Source organism: Exiguobacterium sp. FD-YE-25-4, from assembly GCF_057004685.1.
Genome location: NZ_CM168041.1, coordinates 1019719 through 1039013, shown reverse-complemented (window position 1 = coordinate 1039013; position 19295 = coordinate 1019719). Strand labels below are relative to the sequence as shown.

The 19295-nt window shown below is 53.9% G+C and carries 20 protein-coding genes; 3 read left to right on the top strand and 17 right to left on the bottom strand.

The window, feature by feature from the left end:
- Positions 1–177: 177 nt before the first annotated feature.
- From AC13H5_RS05335 to AC13H5_RS05270, 14 genes are all read right to left on the bottom strand, one after another.
- A complete protein-coding gene (locus tag AC13H5_RS05335) occupies positions 178–1710 on the bottom strand; it encodes a peptide ABC transporter substrate-binding protein (RefSeq protein WP_483546441.1) in 1533 nt (510 codons plus the stop codon).
- A 66-nt stretch (positions 1711–1776) separates the two neighbouring features.
- On the bottom strand, positions 1777–3009 hold the full coding sequence (gene fabF, locus AC13H5_RS05330) for a beta-ketoacyl-ACP synthase II (RefSeq protein ID WP_029595790.1): 1233 nt from the start codon (positions 3007–3009) through the stop codon (positions 1777–1779).
- Positions 3006–3965, bottom strand: coding sequence for a beta-ketoacyl-ACP synthase III (locus AC13H5_RS05325; RefSeq protein WP_034776926.1), 960 nt, complete (start codon positions 3963–3965; stop codon positions 3006–3008). Before AC13H5_RS05325 ends, fabF begins: the two co-directional genes overlap by 4 nt.
- Before the next feature lie 75 nt (positions 3966–4040).
- Positions 4041–4745 (bottom strand): 5'-methylthioadenosine/S-adenosylhomocysteine nucleosidase, encoded by a 705-nt coding sequence (gene mtnN / locus AC13H5_RS05320; protein ID WP_029595792.1) that lies wholly within the window; start codon positions 4743–4745, stop codon positions 4041–4043.
- A gap of 55 nt (positions 4746–4800) precedes the next feature.
- Positions 4801–5274, bottom strand: coding sequence for a transcription elongation factor GreA (gene greA, locus AC13H5_RS05315; protein ID WP_029595793.1), 474 nt, complete (start codon positions 5272–5274; stop codon positions 4801–4803).
- A gap of 66 nt (positions 5275–5340) precedes the next feature.
- Positions 5341–5976, bottom strand: coding sequence for a uridine kinase (udk, locus tag AC13H5_RS05310; protein WP_034776924.1), 636 nt, complete (start codon positions 5974–5976; stop codon positions 5341–5343).
- A gap of 16 nt (positions 5977–5992) precedes the next feature.
- Positions 5993–6634, bottom strand: coding sequence for an O-methyltransferase (locus AC13H5_RS05305; RefSeq protein ID WP_483546440.1), 642 nt, complete (start codon positions 6632–6634; stop codon positions 5993–5995).
- A gap of 66 nt (positions 6635–6700) precedes the next feature.
- Complete coding sequence (gene mltG / locus AC13H5_RS05300) at positions 6701–7843, bottom strand: endolytic transglycosylase MltG (RefSeq protein WP_034776920.1); 1143 nt, start codon at positions 7841–7843, stop codon at positions 6701–6703.
- A 71-nt stretch (positions 7844–7914) separates the two neighbouring features.
- On the bottom strand, positions 7915–8217 hold the full coding sequence (locus AC13H5_RS05295; protein ID WP_034776918.1) for a DUF1292 domain-containing protein: 303 nt from the start codon (positions 8215–8217) through the stop codon (positions 7915–7917).
- Between the two features lie 13 nt (positions 8218–8230).
- Positions 8231–8653, bottom strand: a complete 423-nt coding sequence (ruvX, locus tag AC13H5_RS05290; protein ID WP_034776916.1) for a Holliday junction resolvase RuvX — start codon at positions 8651–8653, stop codon at positions 8231–8233.
- A gap of 1 nt (position 8654) precedes the next feature.
- A complete protein-coding gene (locus AC13H5_RS05285) occupies positions 8655–8921 on the bottom strand; it encodes an IreB family regulatory phosphoprotein (protein WP_029595797.1) in 267 nt (88 codons plus the stop codon).
- 37 nt (positions 8922–8958) lie between these two features.
- Positions 8959–11598: an alanine--tRNA ligase gene (gene alaS, locus AC13H5_RS05280; protein ID WP_483546439.1), complete on the bottom strand. Its 2640-nt coding sequence runs from the start codon at positions 11596–11598 to the stop codon at positions 8959–8961.
- A 310-nt stretch (positions 11599–11908) separates the two neighbouring features.
- Positions 11909–14119, bottom strand: coding sequence for an SF1B family DNA helicase RecD2 (gene recD2, locus AC13H5_RS05275; RefSeq protein ID WP_200881478.1), 2211 nt, complete (start codon positions 14117–14119; stop codon positions 11909–11911).
- Positions 14120–14186: 67 nt separating this feature from the next.
- Positions 14187–14873, bottom strand: coding sequence for a magnesium and cobalt transport protein CorA (locus tag AC13H5_RS05270; RefSeq protein ID WP_483546438.1), 687 nt, complete (start codon positions 14871–14873; stop codon positions 14187–14189).
- A 116-nt stretch (positions 14874–14989) separates the two neighbouring features.
- Between AC13H5_RS05270 and AC13H5_RS05265 the strand changes: the two genes are divergently transcribed.
- The 3 genes from AC13H5_RS05265 to AC13H5_RS05255 all read left to right on the top strand — a co-directional run bounded on the left by AC13H5_RS05265 (position 14990) and on the right by AC13H5_RS05255 (position 16319).
- Entirely contained in the window at positions 14990–15538 is a 549-nt protein-coding gene (locus AC13H5_RS05265) for a VOC family protein (RefSeq protein ID WP_483546437.1), read from the top strand.
- Positions 15539–15600: 62 nt separating this feature from the next.
- Positions 15601–15876: a hypothetical protein gene (locus AC13H5_RS05260; protein WP_214797076.1), complete on the top strand. Its 276-nt coding sequence runs from the start codon at positions 15601–15603 to the stop codon at positions 15874–15876.
- Entirely contained in the window at positions 15873–16319 is a 447-nt protein-coding gene (locus AC13H5_RS05255) for a hypothetical protein (protein WP_214797077.1), read from the top strand. Before AC13H5_RS05260 ends, AC13H5_RS05255 begins: the two co-directional genes overlap by 4 nt.
- 44 nt (positions 16320–16363) lie before the next feature.
- Here the strand turns inward: AC13H5_RS05255 and AC13H5_RS05250 are convergent, their stop codons facing one another.
- The 3 genes from AC13H5_RS05250 to AC13H5_RS05240 are packed head-to-tail and all read right to left on the bottom strand — an operon-like array spanning position 16364 to position 19295.
- Positions 16364–17029 carry a tetratricopeptide repeat protein gene (locus AC13H5_RS05250; RefSeq protein WP_214797078.1) on the bottom strand — a complete coding sequence of 222 codons (666 nt, stop codon included), beginning with the start codon at positions 17027–17029 and terminating at the stop codon, positions 16364–16366.
- 4 nt (positions 17030–17033) lie between these two features.
- The gene (gene mnmA, locus AC13H5_RS05245; protein ID WP_034776905.1) at positions 17034–18155 is read right to left on the bottom strand and encodes a tRNA 2-thiouridine(34) synthase MnmA; all 1122 of its coding nucleotides are present in this window, start codon (positions 18153–18155) and stop codon (positions 17034–17036) included.
- 3 nt (positions 18156–18158) lie between these two features.
- Complete coding sequence (locus tag AC13H5_RS05240) at positions 18159–19295, bottom strand: cysteine desulfurase family protein (RefSeq protein ID WP_138859718.1); 1137 nt, start codon at positions 19293–19295, stop codon at positions 18159–18161.

Genomic DNA, 19295 nt, shown 5'->3' with positions numbered 1-19295 from the left:
TTTAACGAAATGAACGATGGTAGAAAATTCAGATATCTCACTTTACAAAATTTGCTACCACAATCCCGTTGAAGCAATAATACAATATTCTGATAATTTTGCAAAGTGTTTATTTTGATTTTTCTAAAAAATTTTTATTATAGGCTAAAAGCCCGCCTAGGGAGACGGGCTTTTAGCTCATTTTTCATAAACTTTAGAAAAAGTTAGGACGTACGAAGGACCGATGACCGGAAAACCGATTTCCGCATATTTGGAATCGACTGCGTAAGATCTTCCAGCTTGGTAGATTGGGATAACGACAGCTTCTTCCAACAGCCGTTTTTCCGCCTGTCGATACGTCTCATTCCGGTCCGCAAGTACTTCTGTCGAGCGGGCCTCATCCATCAAACGATCGAACGTGTCGTCCGTGTACCCGCTCGAATTCAAATAGTTATTTGTCTCGAATTGGGTCAAATAAGCACTGAATGCCGGGTAGTCTGGTTGCCACCCTGATAGTGACAACGCGTAATCGCCTGCGACTTCTTTCCTAACTTTGTCACCGAGCGGCAACTCGACGACGTTCACTTGAAGACCAGGAAGTTGTTCAAGCTCTGTTTCAATCGTCTGGGCGATTTGTCTCGCCTCTTCATCGACAAAGCTGAGCAACTCAATCTCGATTTCCTCTTCTTCGAGCCGATCAAGCACGTCTGCGAACAGTGTCGCCGCCTCTCCTTCAAGCGTCGGCTCCGTCTCCGTTTGATCGGTGACGAGCAATCGTTCTGTCGTCCGTTCGGCTCTTGCGAGCGACCCTTCCACTGCTTCGCGGTCTAAGGCGAGCGCGAGCGCGCGTCGGAAATCGGCATCATCGAACGGATACTCGTCGACGTTCGGTTTCAAATAGAAGACGCCGCTTCGCGGGACATCAACGAGCTTACCTTCGAGTGATTCGATTGTCCCCTCGTCCGTGCCGTAAGGGATCGGGTGAATACCGGCGGGCTCTGAGCTTAGACCTTCATCCGCCCAGATGATAACCTTTTCGAGTGTGACGCGATCTGCATCATAATAAGCCTCGTTTTTTATCAACGTCGCCTGGGCCGCGTCGATTGACTCGATTTGGAACGGTCCGTTCGCATCGAGCTCTTGCCACTCCCCAATCATCGTCTGCGGCAAAAAGGCCGGCATCGCTAACATCTGCTCGAACCCTTCCATCGGCCGCTCGAGCGTCAGTTCAAGTGTCTGTTCGTCAATGGCTTTCACGCCGAGCGTCTCTGGTTCTTTCGTCCCGAGACTGATCGCTTTCGCGTTCAATACATCTCCGAGGAGGAAACTGAACGGGGAATTCGTATCGTCATCGGCGAGCATGCGAAAATGATCGACAAACGTTTCAGCCGTGATCGCATTTCCATTGACGGTTTGACTTGCCTTCAAGTTAAACGTATATGTCGCCCCGTCCTCGGAACGCGTCATCGTCTCAACGAGTCCCGGTTCAATCTCACCGTCCGCTCCGAAGCGATACAATCCTTCATAAATATGCGATAACACAGTTTGCGAACTCGGATCGATCGCGAGCAGTGTGTTCGGCTGCTCCGGCAACGTCTCTCCATGGATCGTCACGATTTGTTCTTCTGGTGGTAGTAATTCTCGTGCCTGCTCTCGTTGTCCGTACCAAATAACGAAAAAAAGGATAAGGACTGAACCCAACAAGGCGGCACCGATGAAAAATCGTTTCATCTGGCATTCTCCTCTCTGTTAGACCAACCCTTATACCCTACCCGTTTTTGTCACTTTTTTCTACTATTAGTCGTTCACTTTCGCGAATGCGAGCGTCGCGTTGTGGCCCCCGAAGCCAAGCGAGTTGCTCAGTGCGTACTGGATATCAAGTTCCCGATTTCCATCACGGACATAGTCTAAATCGCAATCATCAGCTGGTGTCTCACAGTTGATCGTCGGATGAATCCGTCCCTCATGAATCGATAGCGCCGTGATGACGGCCTCGACTCCGCCGGCTGCGCCGAGCAAGTGCCCGATCATCGATTTTGATGAGTTGACGGCCAAGTTGTGCGCGTGGTCACCGAAGACGTTATGGATTGCTTTCGTCTCGAGCATGTCGTTGAGTGGTGTGCTCGTCCCGTGTGCGTTGATGTATTGAACGTCTTCTGGACGAATTCCCGCGTCACGAAGCGCCTCGTTCATTGCTTTTGATCCACCTTCTGCCTCAGGTGACGGTGCCGTGATGTGGTAAGCGTCCGAACTCATGCCATACCCGACGACTTCCGCATACATTTTGGCTCCGCGCGCTTTCGCATGCTCATATTCCTCGAGAACGAGCACGCCCGCGCCTTCACCCATGATGAAGCCGTCACGGTTCTGATCGAACGGGCGGCATGCCGTGTTCGGGTCTGGATTCGTCGATAGTGCCTTGTTGGCACAGAATCCTGAGAATGAGAGCGGCGTGATTGGTGCTTCGGCCCCACCTGCGAACATCGCGAGGGCATCACCACGTTGGATGACTTTAAACGCTTCACCGATTGAGTTCGTTCCAGACGCACAAGCTGTGACCGAGCAGTTGCTCGGCCCTTTTGCTCCGAGGTAAATCGAAACTTGACCGCTCGCCATGTTTGGAATCATCATCGGGATGAAGAATGGGCTGATGCGACGTGGTCCCCGTTCATGCAAGATGCTCGCTTGTTTGTCGATGGTTTCGACCCCACCGATCCCGCTTCCGATCCAAATCCCGACATCGTCCGCGATTGCTTTCACATCTAGACCGCTATCCCGATGCGCAGCGTCAGCCGCAAGAATCGAATATTGAATGAATGAATCCATCTTGCGCGCTTCCTTCGGTTCGACCAAATGATCGATGTTCCATTCCTTTACTTCCGCCCCGACTTTCGCCGGATACTGGCTAATATCAATCTTTGTTAACGTATCGACTGCATTTTCCCCGTTCAACAGTCGCTCCCACATTGCCGTAACGTCGTTCCCGAGTGGGGAAACGACTCCTAATCCTGTGATGACTACTCGTTTCATGCGTTAATCTCCTCCGTGATGTTAGCGTTATTCCAAGTTAAACAGCTCGCTCCCCATGTGAGCCCGGCGCCGAAGCCGGCGACGACGATCGTTTGACCGTTTGAGATTTTCCGTTGCTTGACCGCTTCGGCCAAAGCAAGTGGAATTGAAGCAGCTGACGTGTTCGCATGGTCTTGAATCGTGACGACAACTTTTGCTTCGTCAATCCCTAACCGTTCAATCGCTGCGTCAATGATACGACGGTTCGCCTGGTGCGGCACGAGGACGTCGAGGTCTTCAATCGTCTTCCCGGCCCCTTGCAACGCCTCTAAGACGATGTCAGGCATCTTACGGACGGCGAATTTGAACACTTCACGACCGTTCATGACAATCTTACCTTCTTCATTCTCATATAAGAACTTTCCGCCGGTTCCGTCACTTCCGAGAATGACCGACTCGATGGCGGCCACCTCGTCTTCGCCGAGAACGACGGCACCCGCCCCATCACCGAACAAGACGGCGGTCGAACGGTCGTCCCAATCGATCAAGTTGCCCATCTTCTCAGCTCCGATGACGAGTGTGCGCTTCAACCCTTTCGCGAGCATCATGCTCTTCGCCGTATCCATCGCGAAGATGAAGCCGCTACAGGCGGCGCTAACGTCGAAGGCGACCGCTTGCTTTGCCCCAAGGTTGGCTTGCACGAGACAAGCCGTCGCTGGGAATGATGGCGCCGTCGCCGTCGCGCAAATGATCGCGTCGATATCTTCAATCGACACACCCGCACTTTGAAGCGCCCGTTCGGCAGCCTTTGTGGCCATATCGGCAACGCTCAAATCAGCGTCTGCCAAATGGCGCGCCTCGATCCCGGTCCGGGTCCGAATCCATTCGTCGCTCGTATCCATTCGTTTTTCCAAATCGATGTTCGTGATCCGGTTGTCCGGAAGGAACGAACCGATGCCAATGATTCCAATGTTCATGTTGATGACCCCTATTCTTAGTATCTGGTACTAATATAAGGGAATAAAAAAGGGATGTCAACGCATCCCTCTCGATTATTCGCTTTGACCGAGTCGTTTCGTGACGGCCATGACCATTTTCGCCGAGTTGATCGATGCCGTCTCCAAAAATTCGTCGAACGACAAGTTCGCTTCCTCATCGGCGCTGTCCGAGATTGAACGCGTCACGACGAATGGGACACCAAACTGGTAGCACGTCTGCGCGATCGGAGCGGCTTCCATCTCGACGGCGGCGACGCCATCAAAATGCCCGAGGATGTCCGCCACCCGTTTCGAGTCATTGATGAACGAGTCGCCCGTCACGATGAGGCCCGTATGGACGTTCACGTCATGGAGACTCTCGATGACTTCTTTACAGACGTCCATCAAGTGCGCATCGGCCGTATACGCCGCCGGCATGCCTGGAACTTGCCCATACTCGTAGCCGAACGCTGTCACGTCGACATCGTGGTGACGGACTTCTGTCGAGACGACGACGTCGCCGACTTTCATCCCTTTTTTGAAGCCGCCGGCTGAACCGGTGTTGATGACGACGTCCGGTTTGAACTTATCGATCAAGAGCGTTGTCCCGATGGCCGCGTTCACTTTGCCGATGCCTGATTTCAAAATGACGACTTCCACGTTGCCAAGGTATCCTTCATAGAAGTGATAGTTGGCGATTTCCGTGTCTGTCCGTTCTGTCAATTCGTTGCGAAGCAAGTTTACTTCTTCTTCCATCGCTCCAATGATTCCGATTTTCATGATATGTGCCTCCTCAGAAAGAGAGCGACCTCCAGATGGATGTCGCTCGTTAGTGTTACTTGATTTCTTTAATTTCGACGACCATGTCGCCGCCTGGCGTTTGAACGTTGACCACGTCTCCGACCGTACGGCCGAGAAGCGCTTTAGCGATCGGTGATTCGTTTGAGATTTTCCCTGTGAACGGGTCGGCCTCGGCGCCACCGACGATTGTGTACGTCTCGTCTTCGTTATCTTCTTGAATGAAGAACGTTACCGTTTTCCCGATGGCGACCATCGAGTTGTCGGCTACGTCATCTTGGATGATGACGGCGTTACGAAGCATCTCTTCAAGTTGGGCGATGCGTCCTTCGACCATTGCCTGCTCTTCTTTCGCTGCATCATATTCAGCGTTCTCAGACAAGTCTCCGAAATCGCGGGCGATCTTAATATTCTCAACGACTTCTTTACGGCGCACCGTCTTCAGTTCGTTCAATTCATTTTCGATCTTAGCTTTTCCGTCTAACGTCATGTAATGTTGTTTTTCAGCCATTTCTGTCACTCCTTCATTGTCTCCTAGTATATTACAGCTAGGTTAAATTGAAAACGATTTATTTCCTTATGCCCGGTTGCGTTCTGTGAGCACCCAGCGAATCTTCGTCACGAGCAAATCGATGGCGACAAAGTTTTCTCCACCTTCAGGTACGATGATGTCCGCATAACGTTTCGTCGGCTCACAAAATTGAAGATGCATCGGCCGGACGACATTCGTATATTGGGCGACGACCGAGTCGATCGACCGGCCCCGCTCATTGAGATCGCGCTGCATCCGGCGTAGGATGCGGACGTCCGCATCCGTGTCGACGAACACTTTAATGTCCATCAAGTCGCGGAGACGATCATCCTCGAGCGCCAAAATGCCTTCGACGATGACGACGTCGACCGGCTCGATCAAGATCGTCTTGTCCGAGCGCGTGTGCGCCGCATAGTCATACACCGGTTTCTCGATGGCCTTGTGCTCTTGTAACTGCTTGATATGCTCGATCAAAAGATCGTTATCGAATGCGAACGGGTGGTCATAGTTCGTCTTATATCGTTCTTCCATCGTCATCTCTGACTGGTCTTTATAATACGCGTCTTGCTCGATCATGACGACCGATTGTCCTTTGAACGCATCCACGAGCGCGCGGGCCACGGTCGTCTTACCTGATCCGGTCCCCCCGGCCACGCCGATAATGACGGGTTTATGTTGCATCAAAGTTAAGTCCTCCTCATCGTAATTTACGACTGATTGCTAGGCCATCACCAAGGGGCAAAATTGCAGTATGATAATCGGTCCGTGCCATCAATTGCTCAGTAAACTCTTTTACGAGACGAACGAGCCGGCGGCGTCGACGGTCAAGCACTGACACATCCTCGAGCAGGACGTCCCCTCGTAAAAATAAATTATCGCTGTAAATCGTACCACCAATTGGTACTAAAGCGCCATACCCATCAAAGAATTTTTGATACTGACCTTTGGCCGCGTCGATAAAGACCGCATCGAATTCTCCTTCAATCGCCCCGATCAACTCCACCGCATCACCATGAATGACAGTGATTCGGTCCGATACGTCCGAGCGTCCGATAAAGCCGAGTGCCTCTTCATGTCGTCGTGCGTTTCGTTCGATCGTGACGATTTCTGCGTCCGGCAACAGTTCAGCCATTCGAATCGCACTGTATCCGATTGCCGTACCGACCTCAAGGATCCGTTTCGGACGTTGCATCGCGAGAAGCGACAGCAACACTTCAGATCCGGTCAAGTCCATGATCGGCACGTGATGTTCTCGGGCGAACGCCTCCATCTCCGCCAATAACGGCGATCGGGGCGTGACCAAGTTCTCCACGTAACCTTCATAGGATGAATGTTCCACGTCGTACACCTCTTACTCTCTAATCATTCAAACGACCGGAAGCCAAGGCTTCCGGTCGCATATCCGTCAATTGTTGTTTGCTTCTTCAAACGCTTCCCATTCTGGACGATACTTGTTGACGTTCTGTTGGTGCGCCTCGTACTCCACTTCGAACAAGACTTCCCCGTTCGGGAATCCTTCACGCGGTGGTCGGGCGTAGAAATAAACGTTATCCGTATCGTTCGGATTGAGCGTGGCGACGAACGCGTCACGACTGACCGCAGCGATTGGTCCGATTGGGATCCCTTCGTAGCGGTATGTGTTATAAAGTGAATCGTTTTGGAGATCGTTGAACGATGTGAAAATCGAAGTCTCCCCGGTACCGTACCAGACGGTCGGGTCGGACTGCAACTTCATGCCATCGGCCAGACGGTTTTCAAACACACCCGCGATCTCTTGACGGTCTTCCGTCGAGACCGCTTCTTTCTCAACGACCGAGGCGAGCGATAACGTCTCATGGAACGTGCGTCCCGACGCTTCGACCGCATCGCCGTATTCGAGATAGAGCTGTTCGGTCGGCTTGAGCATCTCATCGATGATCTGAGTGAGCGTCACACCTTTATCGAACTCATACGTTGCCGGGAACAAGTAACCTTCGAGCGGGTGATAAATTCCGTCGGCGAGCACTTCGTCCGTCAGCATCTCATGCTCATTGACGAGCGAGCGGATATACTCCTCGTCGCTCAGTTGGTCCGAAATTTCTTCTTTCGGAATATCAGCCTGTTTTGCGAGACGCGAGATGACTTGGTCGATCGTAAAGCCTTCCGGGATCACCAATTTGATATCCGGGACGACGATGACTTTCCCCGTCTTCAACGTGGCGATCAACTCGTCAAGTGATTGTGACGGAGACAACGTATACGTCCCCGCTTGGAACGATGATTCATTTTTAAACCGTGTGTAAAAACGGAAAATCGTGCTATTCCTCACGAGGCCATTCTCTTCGAGTAGTTCGCCAATGTAACCAGAACCTGCACCGAGCGGAACCTCGACCTCGACCGTTTCGGTCGAAGCTGGGTCAACGGGTTCGAGCGATCGTTTCACGAACGCATAAGATACCGCGGCACCTGTGGCGATCACTAGAAGAAAGACAGCAAGGATGATGACCGTAATTCGCCGAACGATCCGGTTACGTGCACGCTTCTCATCAAACATCGATGGATGGTTCATGCGCATTTCTCCCCTGTTCTTCTGTTATGAAGATGGGCGACGAGGGTTTCCCCTAGTCGCCCGTCCACGTATTAGTCTAAACCAACTTCGTCATTGACGATATCGAACGCTTCCATGACTTCCTCGAAGTCATCATCGTCTTCGACGAGCTTCAAGATGAACTCGCCATCTTCAAGTTCTTCGATTTCAAACGCGTACACTTCGATTGTGTCGTCATCTTCGTCTTCTGTTTCTGGATTGCCGACCGGCTCAAGAACGACAAACGTCTTCTTCGAGCGGTCGCTCGTCATCCGGAAAATTTCTGCAAATAAATGCTCGTCTCCATTTTCGTCTGGAATACGGTACATTTCTTCTTCACGACGGATTTCTGCCATGAGTAATTCCTCCTTATTTGCCTGCACGATCCAGGTAATTTTGTAAAATCATGACGGCTGCCATCTTATCGATGACGGCCTTTCTCTTTTTTCGGCTGACGTCTGCTGAAATGAGCATCCGCTCCGCTTGCATCGTCGTCAAACGCTCGTCGACGAGAACTGTCGGCAAACCGGTCGCTTCGGTGAGGGCCGCGGCAAACGCCTGTGACGCCTCGCCCCGAGGTCCGATTGTCGCGTTCATGTTCTTCGGGAGGCCGACAACGACTTCTTTCACATCGTACTGCTCAATAATCGGTTGAAGCAGACGGACAGCTTCCTCAAAGTCCGGCTCGGTCCAGTAGACCGTCTCCACACCTTGTGCCGTCCATCCCATGAGGTCGCTCACGGCGACCCCAATCGTCTTCGAACCGACATCGAGCCCCATGACTCGCTTCATATTAATCCTCTCTACGATCGTTCAAATACGATTTGACCAGCTCTTCGAGCAGCTCATCTCGTTCGATTTTGCGAATTAAGTTTCGCGCATCGTTATGACGCGGGATGTAGGCAGGGTCACCTGACAACAAGTATCCGACGATTTGATTGATCGGTTGGTAGCCTTTCTCCTCGAGTGCTTGATACACCGTGATCAGTGTCTCCCGAGTGTTGGCTCGATTATCATCTTCTGGAAAATTGAATTGCATCGTGCGATCCATTTGGCTCACAAGAATCCACCTCTTTCCGTTTGCACTTCACACTCTATTATGCCAGTGATTGAACGTAATGTGAAGCAAACTTCAATGCTTCATCCAGTTTTGTCGCATCCCGGCCTCCGGCTTGCGCCATGTCAGGACGGCCTCCGCCGCCTCCGCCACAACGTGTCGCCACTTCTTTGATCAATTTCCCGGCATGGAAGCCACGGTCGTTCAAGTCTTTCGTCACACCTGCGACGAGGTTGACCTTGTCGCCGTTCGCCGAGCCGAGCAAGATGACGGCCGAGCCGAGCTTGCCTTTCAATTCGTCGACCATGCCACGGAGCGCGTCCATATCTTGTCCGTCGACGCGCTTAGCGATCAATTGGACATCACCGAACGTCTCGATGGCGTCTGTGAGTGACGACGCTTCGATGTTGGCGAGTTTCGCTTTGAGCGATTCGCTCGCGCGTTCGAGTTCTTTCATTTCAGTTTGAAGCGCTTGGACACGCGTCGGCACTTCGAGTGGTTTTGTCTTGAGCAGTTTCGCTGCCGTCTCGAGCGTCTCGATGTGCTGGTTCATCACTACGTAAGCACCGGCTCCTGTGACCGCCTCGATGCGACGTGTACCGGCTCCGATTCCTGATTCCGACAAGATTTTGAAGAGACCGATTTCAGCCGTGTTGCCGACGTGGCAGCCACCGCAAAGTTCGACCGAGTCACCGGCAGCGACGACGCGGACGACATCCCCGTACTTCTCACCGAAGAGCGCCATCGCACCTTTCGCTTTCGCATCGGCGATGTTCATTTCTTCGATATCGACAGCGATTGACGCCCAGATGCGCTCGTTCACTTGACGTTCGATCGATTGAAGCTCTTCAGCCGTCACTTGGCCGAAGTGCGAGAAGTCAAAGCGAAGACGGTCTGGTGTCACGAGTGAACCTGCTTGGTTGACGTGCTCACCGAGCGTGTCTTTCAACGCGCGATGCAACAAGTGCGTCGCTGTGTGGTTTTTGATGATCGCTTGACGCGAATCGAAGTCGACCGTAGCCGTCACCGCGACTTCTGCCTTGGCGACACCTGACGTGACCGTGACCGTGTGCAAGTTTTGGCCATTCGGTGCTTTCGAGACGTCTTTTACGTGAAGGACGAAGTCCGACCCGACGATTTGTCCTTTATCGCCGATTTGACCGCCGCTCTCAGCGTAGAATGGCGTCTGATCGAGGATGACTTGTGCTTCTTCCCCTGCTGCGACGACGTCAACGAGCTCTCCATCATGAATCAAGCTGATGATTTTCGCTTCCGTTCCGAGGTTCGTGTATCCGACGAATGATGATGGAAGCGTAATTTCTGCAAGAACGCCTGACTGGATTTGCATCGACTCAACGTCGGCACGGGCAGTCCGAGCGCGTTCACGCTGGGCGTTCATCGCTTGTTTGAATCCATCCTCGTCGACCGTCAATTTGTGGTCTTCGGCGTACTCGATCGTCAACTCGAGCGGGAAACCGTACGTATCGTAGAGACGGAACGCATCTTCACCGCTGATGACGTTCGAACCGGCCGCTTTTTGCGCTTTCGCGACTTCGTTCAAGATAGCGAGACCATCATGGAGCGTCTCGTGGAAACGTTCTTCTTCATTCTTGACGACTTTCTTGATGAAGTCTTTCTTCTCACGGACTTCAGGGTAGAAGTCGACCATGATGTCGCCGACGACGTCGACGAGCTCGTACATGAACGGACGCTCGATGCCTAGCATCTTCGCATAGCGGACGGCACGGCGGAGCAAACGACGAAGCACGTAGCCACGGCCTTCGTTCGATGGGAGCGCCCCGTCTCCGATCGCGAACGAGACGGTGCGAATGTGGTCAGCGATGACTTTGAACGCCACGTCTTTGCTGCTGTCGGTGCGGTACGTCTCGCCGCTGATTTTCTCTGTCTCGCGGATGATTGGCATGAACAAGTCCGTGTCGAAGTTCGTCGGTACGTCTTGCATGACGCTCGCCATCCGCTCGAGACCCATACCTGTATCAATGTTTTTCCGTGGGAGCTCGGTATAGTTGCCGTGCCCGTCATGGTTGAACTGACTGAAAACGATGTTCCAAATCTCAAGGTAACGCTCGTTCTCGCCGCCCGGGTATAGTTCTGGGTCGGTCGGGTCGTCGCCGAACGCAGGTCCGCGATCGAAGAAGATTTCTGTGTTCGGGCCAGACGGGCCTTCCCCGATTTCCCAGAAGTTCTCTTCGAGTGGGATGATGCGGTCGGCCGGCACGCCGAGTGCGAGCCAAAGTTGTTTCGCTTCTTCATCTTCCGGGTGAATCGTCACCGACAAGCGATCCGGGTCGAGCCCGTACCATTCGTCGCTCGTCAGAAGTTCCCAGCCCCATTTGATCGCGTCTTCGCGGAAGTAATCACCGACCGAGAAGTTCCCGAGCATTTCGAAGAACGTATGGTGACGCGCCGTCTTCCCGACGTTCTCGATATCGTTTGTCCGAATCGACTTCTGCGCGTTGACGATGCGCGGGTTGGCTGGAATGACACGGCCGTCAAAGTATTTTTTGAGCGTCGCGACGCCTGAGTTGATCCAAAGAAGCGTCGGGTCCTCGACCGGTACGAGTGAGGCACTCGGCTCGACACTGTGTCCTTTCGATTTGAAGAAATCTAAATACATTTGGCGAATCTGTGCGCCAGTTAATGGTTTGAGCGGTTTCATCAACAATTCCTCCTTCAGTTTAAACGAAACGAAAAAAAGCGATGCTCATCCCTGTGGAAAGGGACGAAAGCATCGCTTCGTGGTACCACCCTCGTTCGCACGGCAAAGCCGTGCCTCGAACATCCGATAACGCGGATGAGGCGCCCAGGGTGAGTGGGGACTCCAGACTAGCTTCGGTCGACCGGACCCCCATCTTCTCACAGCCTAGGAAGATGTCTCTGGTGAGGCGGTTACGACGTACTCATTTCCTTCATCGTCTTTAATCGTTTCAGTTTTCTATTCGTCATTATCACACGTCAATCGGGAGACGTCAAGACTTGCCGCCTAGCCGCTCGACGAGTTTCGTTCGCCGCACCGGCTCTTCTTCTCGCGTCGCCGCCTCGAGGGCACGGACGTCTCCGAACAAGAGCAAACTCTTCTTCGCCCGGGTGACGGCCGTATAAATCAAGTTGCGCGACGAGCGGAAGCCGCCGTTGAAGAAGACGGGCATGAGCACGATCGGGAACTCGGAACCTTGTGACTTATGGATGGTGATGGCATAGGCGTGGGTGAACTGGTCCCATTCGCTCCGGTTATACTCGACCTCGGTCTGATCGAAGCGGATATAGATTTTGTCGACCTTGTCGACGTTTTCTTTCGCATAGAAAATGTTCGTGATTTCACCGATATCGCCGTTATAAACGTTCTCCTCGGCGTTATTGACGAGTTGGAGCACTTTATCCCCGTTTCGGTACGTCCGGTTGCCGTGTTTCACTTCACGGGCCGCCGATTTCGGATTGAACACGTTTTGGAGCGCCTCGTTCAATCCGTCGATGCCGCATACCCCACGGTACGTCGGCGCGAGCACTTGGATATCGAATGGGGAATAACCTTTTCGCAGCGCGGCCCCGGCCATTTGACAGATCGCCTGGAGCGCCGTCTCTTGGTTGGCCGTATAAAAGCGGCGGTCCGGCAGTGCCGCGAGCAAATCGTCCGGCATCTGTTTCGCGTTGAGTGCGTGCGCCAAACGCAGGATGCTCGACTCGGACGCCTGCCGATGGACGACATCGAGCCGGACGACGGGAATCCCGTCGGTCGCCATCAAGTCGGCGAGCACTTGGCCCGGTCCGACCGAAGGCAATTGATCCCGGTCACCGACGAAGAGGATTTTCATCCCGTTCGGCACTGCCCGAAGCAGGCTGCGGAACAAGAAGATATCAATCATCGACGCCTCGTCGACGATGAGCACTTTTCCGACGAGCGGATTCGTGTCATCGACTTGAAACGAGCTACCATCAAACTTTAAGAGACGGTGAATCGTCGAGGCCGGCAAGCCCGTCGACTCACTGAGCCGTTTCGCGGCCCGGCCGGTCGGTGCGGCGAGCACGAACGGGAACGGTTGGTTCTGTACCGGTTCGAGCTTCCAGTCGAACACGTCGCTGAGCGCGTGGATGATACCGCGGACGACGGTCGTTTTCCCGGTCCCAGGTCCGCCTGTCAGCACCATGAGCGGCGACTTCAAGGCAAGTTCGATCGCCTCTCGTTGTTGCTTGGCATACTCGATCGAGAACATCTCCTCGACGCGACCGACCGCATCAAAGATCGTCGTCATATCGACGTCTTCAGTCGTCGATGTCGACATGATGCGCGCGAGTTCCTCGGCCGCTTTTTGTTCGGCCCGGTACACACGTGGATGATAGACGACTCCGTCTTCGACAATGACACGTTCATCGTTCGCGAGCGTCTCGAGCGCCGAGACGAGCGCCTCACCCGGATCACCGCCGATGATGCGCGGCATCTCATTCGCGAGCTGATCGGCCGTGACGAACAAGTGTCCGTTCCCTTGCTCGAGCTCGAGCACGTACAGCACGGCCGCCGCGATCCGTTCCGGGTGAATCCCTTGGATGCCAAAGTGGGCGGCGATGGCGTCGGCCGTCTTGAAGCCGATGCCTTGAACGTCATACATGAGGGCGTATGGATTTTTCTCGATCGTCTCCATCGCCCGACCTTCATACTCTTTATGAATCTTCGAGGCGAGTCGCGGTGTGACATCGAACGGCGCCAAAAACAACAGCAACTGATCGACCCCATACAACACGTTCAACCGCTCGGTGATGACGCGGGCCTGCTTTTCTTTCAAGCCGTCGACGTTCGACAAGATACTCGGATGCTTAACGATTTGGTCGATGCAGTCGTCTCCGAGTGCGTCAGCAATCTTTTGGGCCGTTTTTTGCCCGATTCCCGGGAAAGAGCCGTTCGTCAAAAACCGGACGGCCGCCCGTTTCGTCATCGGGACGACACGGCGGATCCATTCCGCTTTCATCTGTTTCCCGAATCGGGGATGGTCGACGAGACGCCCGTGCGCTTTATACGTCTCTCCTTTTTCAATGCCGACGCCGACACCGGCGATGACCATCTCGGTCTCGTCTGTCTCAAAGTTCTTTTCTTTTATACGTACGAGCGCGATCGTGTGCGCTTCTTCTTCCGATTGAAACAGGACGCGGATGACTTTTCCTGTCAACTCGTAAGGTGCTGCCATCATTCGAGCCACCTCCAGCTAGTTTTCCATCCCCCATTATAGCCCGAGTTTGAACGGTAGGACAAATCGCCTAACTGAACAGGTTGAGGATGCGCTCGAGCTGGTCGAGGTCGACACGTTCAAGAATCCGAATCAGCTGATCGACATCGATTCGGTTCAAGATGCGCTCAAGTTGCTCCAAGTCCACGGTTTCAAGCAGTCGTTCGAACCGTTCCAGCTCCCCCGAATTGACATAACCTTCGAGCCGCTCGAACAGCTCGGTCCGCTCGACACGAAACAGTTGCTCAAGCGATGGTCGCTGAATCAACAGCACAAGTCCCGCGGCGATGACGTGGACGCCCCAGTTCAACACGACGTGACCGAACCGTACCGTCTGTCCGACGAACGGGACGAGCGGGATGAACGACAGCTGCAACACGATGATGGCGAGCTGGACGTATGGATTTGGGATGAACCAGGCCACAATCGCGAGCAGGGCTGGTACAACCCAGGCCACCCCGACCGTCCCGATCGTTACGGACCAAGAGCGATGGGTCGACAACACCCAATGCATGATGATGCCGAGCACGAAGAACGTCGCGAATAAGACTAACAGGACGGTCGTCGCCCGCTCCGACTCGACGACGACCCGGAACAACAGATTATTTGTCCATTCGCCCGTCGCTAAACGTTCATCGATGGCGGCAAACAGACGACCGAGCATAAACCATTCGATGATAAAAAAGACAAGGACACTGACCAGACTGATCGATCGCATAGACTTCTCCCCTCTCAATTGTTATTCCATTTCCCGAACAATTGGACGGCTATGCACGTTTTTCGTCGAATCAAAGCGGGAACTGTTCGAGTGAACCTATGAAGGAGGGACTATGTATGACGAAACGTATTCCAATCAGTGGCCTGTGTGAACTCGTGTTAGAAGTGACCGATATGGCGGAAGCCGTCGACTTTTGGCACGGCAAGCTCGGACTTCCCGTCGTCGAACAATGGGTCGGTGACGATGCCGAGCCGAGCGAAGCACAGGAACAGGCGGACGAACCGTGGGCGACGTGGCTCTATGTCGGGGGGAACACCCGTCTCGGCCTCTGGCTGAAACGAGAGTTCACATCGGCAGAAGAATCGAATCGCCAAGAGGACGTGACCGAGTGGGACACGCTCTATGATGAAGGCGGCGCCCACGTCCACTGCGCATTTTTCGTTCCGATGGAGTCGTTCGACCAAGCGCTCGAAGTGTTAGAGGCGTCAAACATCCCGACGAAACTCCGGACGTGGGACGAGGACGAGACGGTCAACGGCAAAGAGCGCTCGGCCTACTTTAAAGACCCGAGCAAGAACGTCATCGAGCTGTATACGAAAAACATGGACGAGGCGTACGAGAAGTTCGGCGGCGAGCCCGTAAAAATCACGACGAAGCAACTCTGATTCACATATACGCTCGACACCCCACATGATAAGATGAGAGAAAATGGAAAAGGTTGTGTTTTATGCGTTTCTTCCCACTTCTGATCATGACTGGGTTAACCATTCTCACGCTCGGACTCTATTTCGTGATCGATGCGTTTCCTACGCTCGACCGGCCGACTTCGTTTGCCGCCTTATCGTTCTTTTCATTCGGGGCCATGTTGCTCATCTTAGCGGATGGGGTCCGTCGGGCCAAATCAGGAACGGGCGTCGCGTGGAGTTATATCGCGCTCGCCGGCACGTTGTTCGTGACGATTTTTAATGTTTCGGTTTGGGTCATCGGGGAGGTGGCTTCATGACGCTCATCTTACCAACATGCATCACCGGTTTTTCATACGGCGACTGCCCTACCCCCGAGTTTGATGATCAATCGTTCCGAACGGTTTGTTTCGATTACGCCCGTCGTAAAGGTGGGACGTGTAGCATCATCCTCGGGGATTCGGTCACCCCGAACTATGATCAAGCGACCATCACCATCCGAGGACGCAGCATCTATGTGCTGCTCAGCAGAGTTTATCCCGTCATCGGCATCTCAAAATATGAACCGTTTGAGTACGAGTACATCGATGTGCCCGAACTGACCGATTTATTTCCTGATTTATATCAAATCCCATCAGCGGCGGAGTTGAATGAGCGGTTCGATTTGTCACTACAGCCGTTTCTGAACAAGGCGGAACGCGAAGAAATCGAATATTGGGAACCAGAAACAATTGGAAACGTCATCTTCCATTATTGGGACTAACAAAAAGCGCCTCTCGCAAACACTGCGAGAAGCGCTTTATTGATTCAGTTACCGAGCAGCTCATCCATTTTCGCTTTCGCGTCAAAGGCGAGCGCATGGTCCGGTTGCAACTCGAGCACACGCTCAAGCTCGGCGTACGTCTTATCTTGTTCACCGAGGAACGCGTAAGCGATCGCCAAGTTGTAGCGGGCGTCCGTATGGCTCGCGTCGAGGTCGAGCGTATGCTCGAGCGCTTCGACGGCCTCGTCGAGCTGTTCGTTCTGCGCGAGCGCGAGCCCGTATTGGAACGAAATCTCGACGTCTTCCGGCGCCTGCTTCATCGCTTCCCGAAGACGCGGCAAGGCCCGGACGAAGTCGCCCATCGCCTTGTACGTCAAGCCGAGCATGAAATGAAGGTCGGCGTCGTCCATCCCGGCGAGGAGCGCCTGACGCAGAGATGCCTCGGCCAAGTCGAGCTGTTCGAGCTCATAGGCGAGCGCTCCCTTCGCGTAATGGGCCGCGCCGAACGCGTTGTCGAGTTCGAGCGCCTTATCGTAAAAGACGACGGCCCGTTCATGGTCGCCGATTGCTTGCAAGAGCGTACCCATGTTGACGTAACCGGTCGGGTCCGTCGGGTCCGCTTCGATGGCAGCATTGAACTGCTTGGCCGCCTGTTCGAACTCACCTTGTTGCATCGCTTGGATGCCTAATTCGTTTGCGTTCAAAGTCATCACCTCATCCGATATAGTCGAGTCGTTTTCCGTTTCGATACGCTTCGTCAATCGTCGCACCACCGAGGCAGATGTCACCGTCATAGAAGACGACAGCCTGTCCTGGCGTGATCGCACGTTGCGGCTCATCAAATTTGACGAGCACTTCGCCATTTTCAAGTGGCGCGATCGTCACAGGCACGTCTTGTTGACGGTAGCGGAATTTCGCCGTCGCCCGGAACTCGCCTGTTGGTACGGCCCCTGTCCATGACAGCTTCGATGCGAGCAACGCGTCCGAATAGAGCGCGTCATGATGGAACCCTTGGCCGACGTAGAGGATGTTTTCTTCCACGTTTTTGCCGACGACGAACCATGGGTCCCCGTCGCCGCCGATGCCGAGGCCGTGGCGTTGACCGAGCGTGTAATACATGAGCCCGTCATGGTTTCCCTTTTGTTCCCCATCGAGCGTCTGCATGATGCCTGGTTGTGATGGCAAATACTCCGAGAGGAACTCTTTGAAGTTGCGCTCTCCGATAAAGCAGATGCCCGTCGAATCTTTCTTCTTCGCTGTCGCGAGTCCCGCTTCTTCGGCGATGACACGGACGTCTTTCTTGTCCATATGACCAATCGGGAACATCGTCCGCGCGAGTTGGTCTTGTGACAACTGGTTCAAGAAGTACGTTTGGTCTTTGTTGTCATCTTTCCCACGAAGAAGTCGATGCTCACCGTCGACGTACTCGACCCGTGCGTAGTGCCCGGTCGCGACGAAGTCGGCACCGAGGCGAAGCGCGTGGTCAAGGAACGCCTTGAACTTGATTTCCTTGTTACACATGACGTCCGGGTTCGGCGTCCGCCCGAGACGGTACTCGGCCAAGAAGTATTCGAACACGCGGTCCCAATATTCTTTCTCGAAGTTGACCGCGTAATAAGGGATCCCGATTTGGTTCGCGACCGCGATGACGTCTTCATAGTCTTCGGTCGCCGTACAGACACCGTTCTCGTCCGTATCATCCCAGTTTTTCATAAAGATTCCGATGACGTTATACCCTTGCTCTTTCAGCAAATGGGCCGTCACCGATGAATCGACGCCGCCTGACATCCCGACGACGACCGTCGTCTCGGCAGGGGCTTTTGTGCGTAAGTTCATGATTTATCTCACTCCGTTCGTGAATGTCGAGACGACCTCAGAGAGTCGTTCGGCGAGCCGCTCCACGTCTGCGACCGAGTTGCCATGTCCAAAGCTGATGCGGACGGACTGTTTCGTCCGATCCGACGTCCCGAACATCGCCGTCAATACGTGTGACGGTTCAATCGACCCTGCCGTGCAGGCACTGCCGCTCGAGATGGCAAAGCCGCGCATGTCCATCATGATGAGGAACGGTTCAAGTTCGATGCCCGGGAGATACAAGTTGACGATGTGCGGTAAGCGGTTCGCCCCGTTCACGTCATACTCGACTCCGAGTTCATCGAGTCGCTTGAAGAGCGCCTCGGTCATTTGCTGGTACGCGCCCACTCGTTCGACCTGTTCGATTTTGGCCAGTTCGGCTGCTTGTTGGAACCCGACGGCACCCGGAACGTTTTCCGTGCCGGCTCGACGTTTCCGTTCTTGTTGTCCTCCAAAAGAACGCGTCGCTAATTTTACACCTGTTTTTATAAAAAGAAAACCGATACCTTTCGGGCCATTGATTTTATGGGCCGAGGCCGACAATAAATCGACCCCGAGCGCCTTGACGTCAATCGTTTCCGTACCGAGCGCTTGGACGGCGTCCGTATGGAAGTAAGCCTGATGGTCGGCGAGGAGTGCACCGATTTCCGCAATCGGTTGAAGTGTGCCGACCTCGTTGTTGCCGTACATGACCGAGACGAGGATCGTATCGTCCCGGAGCGCAGCACGAACGGAGTCAAGCGTCACCGCACCCGTCGCGTCGACATCGAGATACGTCACTTCGAATCCTTCCCGCTCGAGTTGCTCCATCGCGTGCAAGACGGCGTGGTGTTCGACTTTCGTCGTGATCACATGTTTGCCTTTATGTTGATTCGCGTAAGCCGTACCGAACAGCGCATAGTTGTCCGACTCGGTGCCGCCCGATGTGAAGACGATCTCGTTCGGGGTCGCCCCGATCCACGTGGCGAGCGTCCGGCGCGAAGTATCCAGTGCGGCGCGCGCCGTCCGTCCGATGCCGTGGATGCTCGACGGGTTGCCATAATGTTCGAGCATATAAGGTGTCATCGCTTCGAGCACTTCCGGACGCATCGGCGTCGTTGCGGCATGATCAAAATAGTTCAT